This is a genomic window from Methanothrix soehngenii GP6, assembly GCF_000204415.1.
GTDB classification, from domain to species: domain Archaea; phylum Halobacteriota; class Methanosarcinia; order Methanotrichales; family Methanotrichaceae; genus Methanothrix; species Methanothrix soehngenii.
On sequence record NC_015416.1, the window covers coordinates 2,322,827 to 2,335,663 of the forward strand.

Below are 12,837 nucleotides of genomic sequence, written 5' to 3' on the forward strand. Positions count from 1 at the left end.
ATATCCTTAATTTCGGGAGAGTGCATCTTCTCGAACGTCTGGTTGCCATAAACGATTACGCAGACCGCAGGGTATGGCAGGCCCTGATTGTATGCAGCCAGTCGGTTAGGAGTGCCGGCCCCCTTCCCATGTACACCGGCACGCCCACGATGAGCAATTCCTTACATAAGAAATTACTGCAGTATCTTGGTGATGACCAGCCTCCATTCCCTGCCATGCAGCCCAGCTGTAGTCCAGTATGTGTCCTTGGTCACTGCCTTCTTATCTTCTTCAGTGACCTGGAAGCTATAGCTTCCGTGCCCGGACCTGTCCACGATTATCCTCTCTCCCAAGGCCAGCAGGCCGGGATATGGCGCATAAAGCGGGTCCTCGAATAGATACTTCCCTATCTGGCTCTCATCTCGGTCGTGGGCAATTAGACCATCCAGATGCATTGACCAGAAGCTGTAGTCAGTGATATTGCTCCTGTTAGAGACATCATAGTAGAGATGGGGTGCTACAATGGCATCTAGCAGTTTGTCTGGTTCAATGATGGCACTGATGCCCCCCAGGAATTCCCCATGCGGGGAGAATACCGGATACGCAATTGATGTGCCGTTGTATCCCTCTACCAATGGCAGCTGTTTGCTAAACACAGGGATTTTGGTCTGCAATAAGCGGGCAATATGTTCCTGGTTACTTATATCGGCTCCTTCGGCTCTCTCGCTTCCTCTGCCTTCAGCTACGATGATCTTTCCATCCTTGCCAATTGTGACTGCATTGCTTATGTTTGAGTTAGTCCCTATCAGCTCACCAAGAACTCTGCGAGCAGCATCTCCCTCGAGGCCTGCTGTTGAGAGATTTTGAGCAGCATTAGCAATATCCGAATCTAAATCATTCAGGCTTCCCTGCAAATCCGCCTGAATCTGAAGAAGCATAAAGACACCGTTTGCATCTTTCTCCTCTCTGATGCTATCCAGAGCTTCTTGGAAAGACCGCACTACTGAATCAGGAGTCTCTTTATTAAATGCGAAGTAGGCATCGTTTTGGGCGAGTACGTATGCTATCTCGTAATTGCTTACATTTGCACCAGCCTCCTGGATAAGCACGATACCTGCTAAGTCATTATATGCCCAGGCATCAATGCTACCATCTTCCAGCTTCTCGATAATCGGTGCAGATGCGTTCTCAAGAATCAGATCCTCCCTCATCAAGCCGCTGTTAAGAAGCCTTTCGACCACCACATCATCCTTGATAGCCCCTATTTTATATTTTTTCAGATCTTGTGGATCTGCAATGGTGACATTTTTATCCCTCTTTGCCAAGAGAACATCCCTGCCAGAGGCAGCAGGCCCCACCCACTTGAATAGCTGCTCTCTCTCGGGAAGCCTGGCCGTTGTAAAGAGAACGGTATTATTTTCGCTTAATGTCCTCTGATAGCCTTCTGTCCAGGGAAGAAGCAATATTATGCTCCTATTAAGGTCAACGCCCATTTTTTGCCATATCCTTTCGAGAAGATCTACGGAAATCCCCTGCAATTTGCCGTCTTCTTGAAAAGTGTAAGGTGGATATTGCTCGGTAATATAGGTCAGATCCTCCGCTGACGTTGTCTGATCAGCAGCCAAGCATGGGATATTAGCTATCGAAATATTCACTAGAAGCAATATTGCTATATATCTTAATGCACAAAATACCCTGATATCTCTCCCTCCTGGAATTGTCAGTATTAATGACGGGCACTACTGCATTTTAACATTTCGCAACCATTTTTGTATCGGGCTCCATACGATTTGAGGTGCATGCAAAAGTTCAAATTGCAGATGCCATAATGCGTTTGGCTTGTCTTTAGTAATCAAAAAAAGGAGGTTCGCGTCTTGAGTTCAGATATTTGTAGAATGGCATCTGCTTTCGCCTTTATTGCACTCTTGGAGATATGCATCATAGGTTCAATGGCATTAGCTCAAACAGATCGGGATCAATTTGCTATGGAGGGAGCATCTGAACAGACGGTAAAGATCGGGGCGATATACAACCAGGTGGGGTCGCAATCGCCCTTGGATCTGCCGTCCGCCAGGGGAGCTGGGCTTGCAGTTGATGAGATCAACAGACTTGGTGGAATCGATGGCAAAGAGATCGAACTGATCTTATGTGATGGCAAGAGCGATACTGCAAATGTTGGTGAATGCGCAAAAGCCCTTATCGCAGAAAACGTCTCGGCAATAATAGGCCTGAGTGACACAGATATGGTCCTAGCAGCAGGACCAATCACATCTGCCGCAGGGATACCTTTTGTCACATCAGGAGCAACTTCTCCCAGACTGGCAGAGGAGAATGAAGGCCTGTTCTTGGCATGCTTTGGCGACAATGTCCAAGCCAGAGCGGGGGCTGAGTATGCCTTTAATGAGATGGGAATCAAAACATGCTCACTTCTAGTGGATGGGGATATGGAATTCGCTCGCCTCCTGGCCTACTATTTCAAGGAACGATATGCAGATCTGGGAGGAGAAATCATCATGGAAGCCTTCATCAATGATTCAGATCAGGCGATTCTGAGCCAGGAAGTCTCTGATGCGCATTCTGAGATGATTTACCTTGCAGCAGGACCGGAAGAGGCCAAGGCTGTGATCGAAGCTCTGCGGAAGGCCGACATTGATAGTCCTATATTTGGCGGCGATAGCCTCGATTCGCTTGACTTGAGGCGAGATGGGATGGGAAGGATCATCTTTTCGACACATGCCCTTCTGGATGAAAACTCCTCCCGCACAGGTGAATTCGTTCGGGCCTACAAATCCGAGTACGGATATCCTCCTGAGAACGCCTTCTCTGCTCTGGGATATGATGCAGTCAAACTTCTGGCCGAGGCCATTGACAGGGCTGGATCGAGCGATCCGGAGGCGATTTTTCAGGCCCTTGGAAATACTTCAGGGTTTAGTGGAGTGACAGGGGATATAAGCTACCAGGATGACTGTCGCATACCTAACAAGGACGTAACCATAGTATCGCTGATAGATGGGGAAATTGCTGATTTGGAAGTGATGCAATCCACGAATATGCCGCTTATATCTGGATAGGAGTCCTTCTCCCCGTGGTCATGCGCTTCTGTCGGGCGATGAAGGAGAAATCCGTGATCCAGCTCAAACATAAACCTCTCCAGCACCTGAGAATACCCGCCCCCAGGTCCCGCTCGCTGTTGGCGTCCCCCAGCCCCAGGAAGCCCATGAGGTATAATGTTAGAATCGGCTTCTGTGACCACCTGGCCCGGTTGGCGTCCTCCAGCTCCAGGAAGCCCATGAGGTATGGGATCCCATAGGCTCCTCGCTATGTTGTATGGTTGAACTTGAATCCACCACAAAATTCAGCGAAGAGCCATCCCATAAGACCAGATCCAAGGTTATGCGAACCTCCTCGTGAAGGGCTTTATGCCCCTGCCTGGCCAGCTCCTCCGGCTTCCGGTAGATGGCACTTCAGAGGATCCTTGATGTAGATGATTTATATGAAATGTGATCAGGAGAGCTGTGCAGACAGTGTCTGCACTGTCTTCTCCTCTTCAAAAGGTATTCCCCATCCGGATCAATTGAAGATATTATCATTTTTACGAGAAAAGAAAGAATTAGCTCGAAATATTTGACGGTTTTTGGAATCGGCAAGGGGATATTTTATCATGAGATTTTTGATAAAATCACCCCTATTATACTCTCAATAATGTGTTTTTGTCAGGATCACCGGACGGATAATTATCTATACCATGATGCATTCCTTGGATTAAGGAGGAATACTAATTCCAAATCAAGCCACAGTGACAATGGCTTTTTTGATTTTTTTATTCGCAATAGCAGCATCAGATAGCTTTTCTGCAGATAGCAGCAATTCTGCTGAAGCATCAGATGCTTTAGCGATTTCTGATAGCCAATTGATCACCCAGACGATAGCAGCCGACGCCAAGGGTCGCTCCAGCAACGGATTGCTGGAAGACTCTGGCCTGGAACTGGTTACGAATAGAAGAAAGGTCTTATCCGAGAGTTCGACCCTGGCAGATGTGTCCAATGAGGACGTAATCTCGCCCGAGCAGGAGACCGTACTGGTCATCAAGTCTGAAAAGAGCGAATCTACGTCCGCTTCTTCTCAGGGCACAACCGAGGCAAGTGAGAAATGCGTACCTCAGATTGGCCTGACTTATGCAGACTCAACACCATGTCCCATTGAGACCGTAAAGGCTCCAAAGGGGTCGCCCAACGTCGTGTTCTTGGTTTTAGATGACATTGGATATGGTGGCCTTGGATGCTTTGGCGGACCTGTCGAGACTCCAAATATAGATCGATTGGCTCAAGGAGGGCTCAAGTACACCAACTTCCATACCACTGGCATCTGCTCTCCCACCCGTGCCTGCATGCTCACGGGCAGAAATCTTCATTCTGTAGGGGTCGGTTCTTTAATGGAGTTTGCATCGGGCTACCCCGGATATACGACTTATCTATCTAAAGAAGCAGCGACCATGCCTGAGATGCTGGTTGGGCAAGGGTACGATACGTATTGCGTGGGCAAGTGGCACCTTGCGCCTTCCGATTCTATCAACGCAGCAGGACCTTACGACCAGTGGCCAATGAGCAGGGGATTTGAGAGGTTCTACGGATTCCTTGAGTCCCACACCAGCCAGTGGTATCCTGACTTGGTTTCCGGCAGTACCCGCATAAAGCCGCCCGCCACCCCAGAGGAGGGTTACCATCTCTCCAAGGACCTGGTGAACCAGTCCATACAGTACATAAGCGACGGAAAATCCCTCCAGCCGGACAAGCCTTTCTTCCTTTACCTGGCCTTCGGTGCTGGCCATTGGCCGCATCACGTTCCCAAGGCCTACATCGATAAGTATAAGGGCAGATTCGATATGGGCTGGGATGCCATGAGAAACCAGACTCTGGCTAAAGAGAAGGAATTGGGAGTCGTACCTGAGAACACCGATCTGGCGCCACGTGACCAGTGGGTAAAAGCGTGGGACAACCTAACAGAAGACGAGAAGAAGGTTTATGCAAGGTTTGCTGAGGTTCACGCCGCATACATCGATTACACTGATGAGCAGATTGGAAGGTTCTTGGATTACCTGGAGGACAGCGGCCAGCTCAATAACACCATGATAGTGGTGATATCTGATAACGGCGCATCTCCAGAGGGTGACGCCAATGGTTTTACTAACACGGTCATGTGGGCAAACTCGGTTTCCGAAGGAGGAGACTCGACCGGATTCCAAAACGACTTCCTGCCCATTCGCAATATAACCAATATCAGCACTATGCTTTCCAAGATCGATGAGATTGGCGGACCTCTGTCGTACCCGACCTATCCTCTGGGATGGGCTATGGCCGACAACACCCCCCACAAGCTCTACAAGTGGACCAGCCATGAAGGCGGAACTCACGACCCAATGATAATATACTGGCCTGATGGCATCAAGGAAGAGGGCGGTATCCGGTCGCAGTTCTGTCACGCTATCGATGTTGTGCCAACTGTTCTTGATGTCCTGGAATTCGATGCTCCTGAGGTTTACAATGGCGTCACCCAGAAGCCTATCGAAGGAATTAGCCTGGCCTATACCTTCGCTAACTCCACCGAGCCTACTCATAAGAAGGTCCAGTACTTCGAGATGATGGGAACCCGCGCCATATGGTACGATGGCTGGAAGGCGGTTGCGTTCCACCACCTGAACTATGGCCCTGACTTCCAAAACGATACCTGGGAGCTGTACAACCTCACCGACGATGTCTCTGAGGTACACAACCTGGCAGACCAGTATCCTGCCAAGCTTGAAGAGATGAAGGATCGCTGGTGGGCCGAGGCCAGTAAGTATAACGTGCTGCCCCTGGATGACCGCGCAGGCGCAAGGTACTCCGCTCTCCAGGCAAGAGGAATATCGACCTTCACCTACCTGCCCGGAGTAGAAAAGATCATGGAGCCAGCTATCCCCGACACGCGCAACAGCTCCTACACTTTGACTGCATATGTGAACACCTCCGGAAACGATAGCGAAGGCGTTCTCTTCTCCATAGGTGGCAGGTTCGCAGGATTGTCGCTCTATGTCAAGGATAAGCACCTCATCTTCGACTACAATCTCTTCAACATGAAGCATTACAGAGTCTCCTCGATAAATGAGGTACCTGAAGGAGAGGCCACCCTGGGCTTTGAGTTCGAGAAGACCGGAAGGTGGAAGGGCGAAGGCAGGCTCTTCATCAATGGCAATGAGGAAGGAAGCGTGGATATGTCTTTCACAGTGCCCGCACGCTATTCCTTCGAAGAGGGTTTGGAGGTTGGACAAGATCCGCAGACGCCTGTGACAGACGACTACCAGAGCCCGTTCAAGTATACTGGAGATCTGGAGAAAGTGGAAATGACTGTCGCTAACGACTGAACCTTAGGTACGGGCAGTCTTCAGACTGTCCATACCTTTATTTTTATTTTATGACTTGGTCAACGATGACTGGAACAGGAATTCATTCATCCCGCCCTTCCATGGCATTTCTTGTATTTCAGCCCACTGCCACAGGGGCAGGCATCGTTCCTTCCTGGCTTGAAGATGACCTGGGGAATCTTGCCGTCCTTGGTGTATTTCATAATGCTAGCTGGAGCCCGGCCCAGGCGGAGTTCATGAGCCATGAACCGCATCGGCCCGTCAATGTGCCTGAAGAACTCCTTGTAGCCGGCGCACAGATAGTTTAGACCAGATTTTCCGTCAGGCGTTTTTATAAAGCGGTTCTTAGGGCATTCGCCATTGCAGACGAATCTCACCTCGCAGCGGCGGCAATATTCCGGCAGCGCGTCGAGCTTATCCCGACCGAACTTCTGCTGCTTTGTCGATCTGGCCAATCCGGCCATGTCCCTCTTCCAGATATTGCCCAGAAGGTATTTCGGTTCAACAAAGTGATCACAAGAGTACATGTCTCCGTTATGCTCCAAGGCCATGGCCGTGCCGCAAGTCTCTGAAAATGCGCACATTCCGGAAGGCATTCCAGACCAGGCGGCTAAAGCCACATCGAATATCTGAACAAAAATCCTCCCTACATCTCTGCACACCCATTCATTGAAGACAGAGATCAAGAAACGGCCATACTGTTCCGCTTTCACTGAACGATCGGTGACGACATCTCCCTCCTGAAAGCCGGTGTCGTTTTCTCTCTCCACTATGGGTATAAACTGGATGAAATTAGCTTTCACTTCATCTCTGAGAAAACGGTAAACCTCCAGTGGATGATCGCCGTTGGCGGCATGAACTGTGGTAAGGATGTTGTAGTCCACCTTATGATGCCGCAGGAGTCGGGCCGCCTTCATCACCCTGTCAAAGGTAGGCTTTCCTGTCTTGTCCACTCGATAAGCGTCGTGAAACTCTCTGGGCCCGTCCAGGGATAGACCTATGAGAAAGTTGTTTTCGCGGAAGAATTCGCACCATTCGTCGTCAAGCAGAGTGCCATTGGTCTGCATGGTGTTCTGGATAATCATATCCGGACGGCTGTACTTATGCTCGATCTGGACCGAACGCCGGAAGAAATCCAAGCCCATCAGCGTGGGCTCGCCGCCCTGCCAGGCGATGGTAGCCTGTGGAATTCTCTGCGCTTCCAAGTACTGGCGGATATATGTCTCCAGCAGTTCATCGGACATCCTGAAGCTGCTGCCAGGATAAAGGCTCTTCTTTGAGAGAAAGAAGCAGTACTTGCAGCCTAAATTGCATGCTGCTCCCGTGGGCTTGGCCAGCAGATGAAAGCCGGGCAATGAGTCTGTCTTTCCCATTGATGGTGGAAATTTCCTCAAAGCAAATCAATCTTCCCCCAATTAGGTTTTCAGCTCCACTAGATGCTCTGCCGTTCTGGTCATCTGGGAGTAGGACTGGCGCTGCAATACGCTCTCTAATCGGGCAAAACCAAGCAACCCTGCTCAAGTTCGAAATGAGGATTCCAGGCAATCTCCCAGGGATGCCCATCTGGATCGGCAAAATATCCTGAATAGCCACCCCATTCGGGTGCCTGGGCTGGCTTAAGGATGCTACCTCCGGATTGAATAGCTTGAGATAAAACCAAATCCACCTCTTCACGGGTTGCTACATTATGGGCAAGGGTGATTCCGCCAAATCCTCCAGGATCCCTAACATTGGCATCTAAGGCCAGCAATTCTCTGGGAAATAAAGCCAATGCAGTGCCTGTGCTCAATTTGAATATCGCAAAATCTCCTGCGCTAACGCTGGACATTGGCCATCCAAGACCATCTCGATAGAATCGAATGGCTTTATCCAGATCTCGAACCCCTAGCGTGACGATGTTCAATCGTGCTTCCATATTTAACTCCTCTGAATTAGAGGGTTTAATGCTGCCAGAGGCATTAAAGGCTCCTCTCCGAACCTAACCTTGATCCGAATCATCAAACACGATCTTCTTCTGGGTCTGGAATGATCCCGAATAGGACTGTTTGCTTCTATTCATATAGATCGACCACCCACGTCTGTTCTCGAGGTCCCACTTTCCGTCAAAGGCGAGCGCTGTGTCGTAGATCATAGAATTATTGAAGCGGTCAAAAGACCTGATCGCATTGGTCTCACTCCGGTCCACATGGCTCAGATTGAACCTCTCCCGGACAGTTGCGCCGGTGCCGTTCTCGAATAAGGGCAGGCTCATGCTTTTCCTATTCTTGAGCTGTCCGCCAGCGAAGACCAGATCGTCCTTCTGGGTGAATTCCACCTCCTGGCGAATCTTGCTCATGTTGCGCAGAGATTCGAGGCTGATCGATCCAGAGCCTTTCATCCAGCCGCTGGAATCCACTCCAGTATCGTGAAATGATCCCTTGATGGAAACCTCGCCCGAACCCCTCACCGTTGATGATTCTTCAAAACGAAACTCCATATCCGCAACAGTGCTCTTACATATGGGATTATTATGGCCAAGGTCGGGAGTTGAATTGAGAAGATTGGCGCCAAGATCTTCTATTTCGGTTGCTGCTGCTTCTCCAGTATCGCAGAAAAAGCCTGCCGCAAGAGCCGTTGCCGCCACACTCACGATGAGCATTAGACAGAATGAATTCCCGATCACTGGAATCATAATTGAAAGATTAGATAATTAATCTTTTGATACCTTCAGATCTGTTCGTGACCTGGGTTCCGACCCTGTATGCTGTAACCTTATTCGGTCAGCTCGAAGTATACTCGTCGGTTGGCCTTTCCCTTGTTCTCTGCCTTTACCAGCTTAATTCCCTTTATCTCACCAGTTCTGCCGACATGAGTCCCTCCGCATGCCTGCCGGTCCACGCCCTCGATCTCAACCACCCTTATCTCCTCTCTATCCGGGACATCCATGGCAAGACGCACCAGATCCGGTATAGCCATGGCCTCAGCTCTTGGCAGCAGGCTTATCCTTACAGCATGATCCTCGGAGATCAACTGGTTGGCCTGGTCAACATATTCGGCTATCTTCGATTTGTCAAAGGCTTCCAGGCTGAAGTCCACCCTCGACCGGGCAATATCTATCTGGTTTCCAGTTATCCTGGCGCCAGTTTTATCGAATATTACCGAGCTGAGAATATGGCAGGCGGTATGGCTGCGCATAAATCTGTAACGTCGATCCCAATCTATTCTTCCCGATACCCTATCTCCCGGAGCAAGGCCGGTCCTGTCCATGATGTGGATTGGTCCTGACGGCTCAACTCTCAAGACGCAAAACTCATCCTCATCTCGAAATAATGACCCCAAATCCGATGGCTGTCCACCTGATTGAGGATAGAATGCAGTCTCTTCAAGGATGACGCCATCCCCCTTTACATCAGCAACAGTCGTATCAAAAGATCGTATGTAACTATCTTCGATATAGATTGACTTCATCGCCACAATGTTAACCCATTATTTTATCAGCTTATCGGCGGGGTGATTCACCCGATCCACCTCCAGGTCAAAATAGTCGTTGGTGATCATGGCGGTGCCGGAGATGAAAAAGCCGGCAAGAAAGCCAAGAATTCCAATAGAGGCTTCTGGCACTGATCCGGATGCTATCACCTCGCCAGCCACAACGCATACCCCAGCAGCACTTGGCAGCTCGGGCTTCACCAGATCGTGCACTGCTTTTGCCTTTGCTGCAATTCCAGTGCCAGGAGAATTGTCACTCATGGAAAAGGGGTTTAGTGCTCAGCTCTCGCTCCACTTCCCATTCTTCCTCAGCCAATGGTCTATATCCGCGGCAGCGATCTTGCCCGCTCCCATGGCACTGATCACCGTCGCTCCACCGGTGGTGATGTCTCCTCCTGCCCAGACCCCTTCCATGGTGGTCCTTCCACGTTCGTCCACCACTAAAGTCCCCCACTTTGTCGCCTTGAGCTCAGGCGTGCTGGAGGTGATGAGGGGATTGGGCACCGTTCCCACGGCGATGACCACTGTATCCACGTTCACTATATGCTCTGAGCCCTTCTTCACCCTGGGGCTTCTCCTGCCGGAGGCATCTGGTTCGCCCAGCTCCATTTCCACCACCTCCATGGCATTGACCATGCCCCGGTGGTCGCCCAAAAACCGGGTAGGATTGGTGAGGAAGTCGAAGATCACTCCCTCTTCCATGGCGTTTTCCACCTCCTCCAGGCGAGCAGGCATCTCCTCCCGAGAGCGGCGGTAGATTATGTGCACTTCATCTGCTCCCAGACGCAATGCCGACCGGGCGGCGTCCATCGCCACATTTCCTCCTCCCACCACGGCCACCTTCTTACCCTTTTTAATGGGAGTGTCATAATCGGGGAATTTGTAGGCCTTCATCAGGTTGACCCGGGTGAGGTACTCATTGGCAGAGTAGATGCCGCTCAGGTTCTCGCCGGGGACATTGAGAAATCGTGGTGCTCCGGCGCCGATCCCCAGGAATACGGCATCGTAGCCGCCCTTGAGAAGCTCATCTATCTGGACCTGTTTGCCCACCACAGAGTCCAGCTCCAGCTCAGCGCCGAGGGACTTGACATACTCGATCTCCGAGCGGACGATCCCCTTGGGCAGGCGGAACTCGGGAATTCCGTAGACCAAGACCCCTCCGCCCTCGTGCAGGGCCTCGAAGATGGTGACCTTGTGGCCCATTCTGGCCAGGTCTGCAGCGCAGGTGAGCCCTGCGGGACCGGAGCCCACAACAGCAGCGCTCTTGCCTGAGGGAGGCAGCAGCTCGCAGGGCGGGCACTTTTTCGTCACCCGCTCCCAGTCGGCCACAAAGCGCTCCAGGCGACCTATGGCTATGGGCGCGCCCTTCTTTCCAAGAACGCAACGGCTCTCGCACTGCACCTCCTGGGGACAGACCCGGCCGCAGATCCCGGGTAGGCTGTTTTTTCCTTTTAGCGATAATGCCGCTCCGGGCATATCACCATCCCGCAGGGCGAGGATGAATTCGGGGATGTTCACTCCCACGGGGCAGCCTTCAACGCATTTGGGCTTCTTGCACTGGATGCACCTGTTGGCCTCTAGAGCCGCTTGCTCTGGAGTGTAGCCCAGGGCAACCTCCTCGAAATTGCTCCTCCTCTTCTCTGGAGATTGCTTGGGCATCTCCACCCGGTTTAACTTCAACTTTTCTGCCATTTCTTCCACACCGCGCCTCAGAGGCTATGATCTCTTAGCGCTGAGCATCGCCCTGCTATATAAAAAAGATTTTCCTTTCAGAGCAACCTACTAATACGATCAATCCGCATCATCTTCTGGTGCGGTCGGGAACATGTCGGAGTTCAAGCTTGCCAACGATGGGCGAGAGGTTGTGGTCTTGAAGGGATCGACAATTCCAGAAGCGGCCCAAAAAGCTGGCTTTTATGCGCTAGCGCTCTATGCCGCTGCGCCAAAAAGTCCCCGGCGGGAGTGGTCTATTCGCTGAATAAAGTTCGAGGAGGCTAGATGTACGAGATAGTAACCAAGGAGACAGTGGCTCCCAATATCATCCATATGAAGTTCAAGGCGCCCAAGATCGCCAGCAGCGCGAAGCCCGGTCAGTTTGTGATCATCAGGGTGGACGAGAAAGGGGAGAGGATTCCCATGGGCCTTGCCGGCTGGGACGAAAAAGAGGGAACAGTAGATATCGTCTTCTATGTCCTGGGAACCAGCACTGCAAAGCTATCCACCATGTGTGAAGGCGATTCTCTGGCCAACATCGCCGGCCCCCTGGGCAAGCCCTCGGAGATCGAGAACTTCGGCCGGGTGATATGCGCCTGCGGCTGCTTCGGCGTGGGGCCCTCGCTACCACTGGTCAAGGCCCTCAAGGAGAAAGGCAACTATGTCATCACCGTGGTGGAGGGCCGGGGCCCGGATTTCGTCTTCTGGACGGACAGGCTGGGAGAATTCAGCGACGAGGTTCATGTGGTGACAGGCTGCGGCAAGACCGCCTGGGCCAATGACTTCATCGAGCAGGAGCTGCAATCCGGAAAAAAGATCAACAGGATCTTCGCCCACGGCTGTCCCTTTATGATGAAGGTCTCCTCGGATGCATCTCGTGCTGCGGGAGTGGACACGACTGTGAGCCTGACTCCGATCATGGTTGACGGAACGGGGATGTGCGGAGCCTGCCGGGTGGAGGTGGGAGGAGAGACCAAGTTCGCCTGCGTGGATGGGCCGGAATTCGAGGGGCACGATATTAACTGGGATGGGCTGGTACTGAGGCTGCGCCAGTTGATACCGGAGGAGGACAAGTCCTTCAACATTTGGGAGAGAGACAACTGGCATAAATTGATGGACTGCCGGCATAAGAAGAGCTTCAACCCTGCAAAGAGAATGAGCGTCGAGGAGATAGAGCATACCGAGGCCAACTGCAAGCTGGCGGGGGTTTAATGCAACGGGAGTGCGGAGGGTCACGAATTCCCCATCCTTTAGGTTGGGGATGAAGTGAACCCTCGCCC

General features: G+C 51.5%; 12 protein-coding genes. 4 read left to right on the forward strand and 8 right to left on the reverse strand.

Features of this window, described 5'->3' with window-relative positions; genetic code table 11:
- Positions 1 to 173: 173 nt before the first annotated feature.
- On the reverse strand, positions 174 to 1,634 hold the full coding sequence (locus tag MCON_RS15325; protein ID WP_232844285.1) for a transporter substrate-binding domain-containing protein: 1,461 nt from the start codon (positions 1,632 to 1,634) through the stop codon (positions 174 to 176).
- A 330-nt stretch (positions 1,635 to 1,964) separates the two neighbouring features.
- On the opposite strand from MCON_RS15325, the gene MCON_RS11595 reads away from it, so the two are divergent.
- Complete coding sequence (locus MCON_RS11595) at positions 1,965 to 3,050, forward strand: ABC transporter substrate-binding protein (RefSeq protein WP_157863799.1); 1,086 nt, start codon at positions 1,965 to 1,967, stop codon at positions 3,048 to 3,050.
- Here the strand turns inward: MCON_RS11595 and MCON_RS11600 are convergent.
- A complete protein-coding gene (locus tag MCON_RS11600; RefSeq protein ID WP_048132409.1) occupies positions 3,037 to 3,270 on the reverse strand; it encodes a hypothetical protein in 234 nt (77 codons plus the stop codon). The two genes, MCON_RS11595 and MCON_RS11600, sit on opposite strands and share 14 nt — an antisense overlap.
- Before the next feature lie 619 nt (positions 3,271 to 3,889).
- On the opposite strand from MCON_RS11600, the gene MCON_RS11605 reads away from it, so the two are divergent.
- Positions 3,890 to 6,376 (forward strand): arylsulfatase, encoded by a 2,487-nt coding sequence (locus tag MCON_RS11605; RefSeq protein ID WP_013720153.1) that lies wholly within the window; start codon positions 3,890 to 3,892, stop codon positions 6,374 to 6,376.
- A gap of 86 nt (positions 6,377 to 6,462) precedes the next feature.
- Here MCON_RS11605 and MCON_RS11610 read toward each other — a convergent pair whose 3' ends face one another.
- The 6 genes from MCON_RS11610 to gltA all read right to left on the reverse strand — a co-directional run bounded on the left by MCON_RS11610 (position 6,463) and on the right by gltA (position 11,536).
- Positions 6,463 to 7,749: an anaerobic sulfatase maturase gene (locus tag MCON_RS11610; protein WP_013720154.1), complete on the reverse strand. Its 1,287-nt coding sequence runs from the start codon at positions 7,747 to 7,749 to the stop codon at positions 6,463 to 6,465.
- Positions 7,750 to 7,865: 116 nt separating this feature from the next.
- Entirely contained in the window at positions 7,866 to 8,291 is a 426-nt protein-coding gene (locus tag MCON_RS11615) for a VOC family protein (RefSeq protein WP_013720155.1), read from the reverse strand.
- 63 nt (positions 8,292 to 8,354) lie between these two features.
- Positions 8,355 to 9,047: a hypothetical protein gene (locus tag MCON_RS11620; protein WP_013720156.1), complete on the reverse strand. Its 693-nt coding sequence runs from the start codon at positions 9,045 to 9,047 to the stop codon at positions 8,355 to 8,357.
- An 80-nt stretch (positions 9,048 to 9,127) separates the two neighbouring features.
- Positions 9,128 to 9,823, reverse strand: coding sequence for an alanyl-tRNA editing protein AlaXM (alaXM, locus tag MCON_RS11625; protein ID WP_048132412.1), 696 nt, complete (start codon positions 9,821 to 9,823; stop codon positions 9,128 to 9,130).
- Between the two features lie 18 nt (positions 9,824 to 9,841).
- Positions 9,842 to 10,105, reverse strand: a complete 264-nt coding sequence (locus tag MCON_RS11630) for a UbiA prenyltransferase family protein (RefSeq protein WP_013720158.1) — start codon at positions 10,103 to 10,105, stop codon at positions 9,842 to 9,844.
- Positions 10,106 to 10,123: 18 nt separating this feature from the next.
- On the reverse strand, positions 10,124 to 11,536 hold the full coding sequence (gltA, locus tag MCON_RS11635; RefSeq protein ID WP_048132414.1) for an NADPH-dependent glutamate synthase: 1,413 nt from the start codon (positions 11,534 to 11,536) through the stop codon (positions 10,124 to 10,126).
- Positions 11,537 to 11,669: 133 nt separating this feature from the next.
- On the opposite strand from gltA, the gene MCON_RS16295 reads away from it, so the two are divergent.
- Positions 11,670 to 11,822 carry a hypothetical protein gene (locus MCON_RS16295; protein WP_157863800.1) on the forward strand — a complete coding sequence of 51 codons (153 nt, stop codon included), beginning with the start codon at positions 11,670 to 11,672 and terminating at the stop codon, positions 11,820 to 11,822.
- Positions 11,823 to 11,842: 20 nt separating this feature from the next.
- Entirely contained in the window at positions 11,843 to 12,769 is a 927-nt protein-coding gene (locus tag MCON_RS11640; protein ID WP_013720160.1) for a sulfide/dihydroorotate dehydrogenase-like FAD/NAD-binding protein, read from the forward strand.
- Positions 12,770 to 12,837 lie beyond the last annotated feature (68 nt).

Coding starts and splice junctions, on each gene's coding strand:
- MCON_RS11595 (WP_157863799.1), top strand. CDS start 1,965: ATGGAGGGAGCATCTGAACAGACGGTAAAGATCGGGGCGATATACAAC.
- MCON_RS11610 (WP_013720154.1), bottom strand. CDS start 7,749: ATGGGAAAGACAGACTCATTGCCCGGCTTTCATCTGCTGGCCAAGCCC.
- alaXM (WP_048132412.1), bottom strand. CDS start 9,823: ATGAAGTCAATCTATATCGAAGATAGTTACATACGATCTTTTGATACG.
- MCON_RS16295 (WP_157863800.1), top strand. CDS start 11,670: ATGTCGGAGTTCAAGCTTGCCAACGATGGGCGAGAGGTTGTGGTCTTG.
- MCON_RS11600 (WP_048132409.1), bottom strand. CDS start 3,270: ATGGGCTTCCTGGAGCTGGAGGACGCCAACCGGGCCAGGTGGTCACAG.
- MCON_RS11640 (WP_013720160.1), top strand. CDS start 11,843: ATGTACGAGATAGTAACCAAGGAGACAGTGGCTCCCAATATCATCCAT.
- MCON_RS11630 (WP_013720158.1), bottom strand. CDS start 10,105: ATGAGTGACAATTCTCCTGGCACTGGAATTGCAGCAAAGGCAAAAGCA.
- MCON_RS11620 (WP_013720156.1), bottom strand. CDS start 9,047: ATGATTCCAGTGATCGGGAATTCATTCTGTCTAATGCTCATCGTGAGT.
- MCON_RS11615 (WP_013720155.1), bottom strand. CDS start 8,291: ATGGAAGCACGATTGAACATCGTCACGCTAGGGGTTCGAGATCTGGAT.
- gltA (WP_048132414.1), bottom strand. CDS start 11,536: ATGGCAGAAAAGTTGAAGTTAAACCGGGTGGAGATGCCCAAGCAATCT.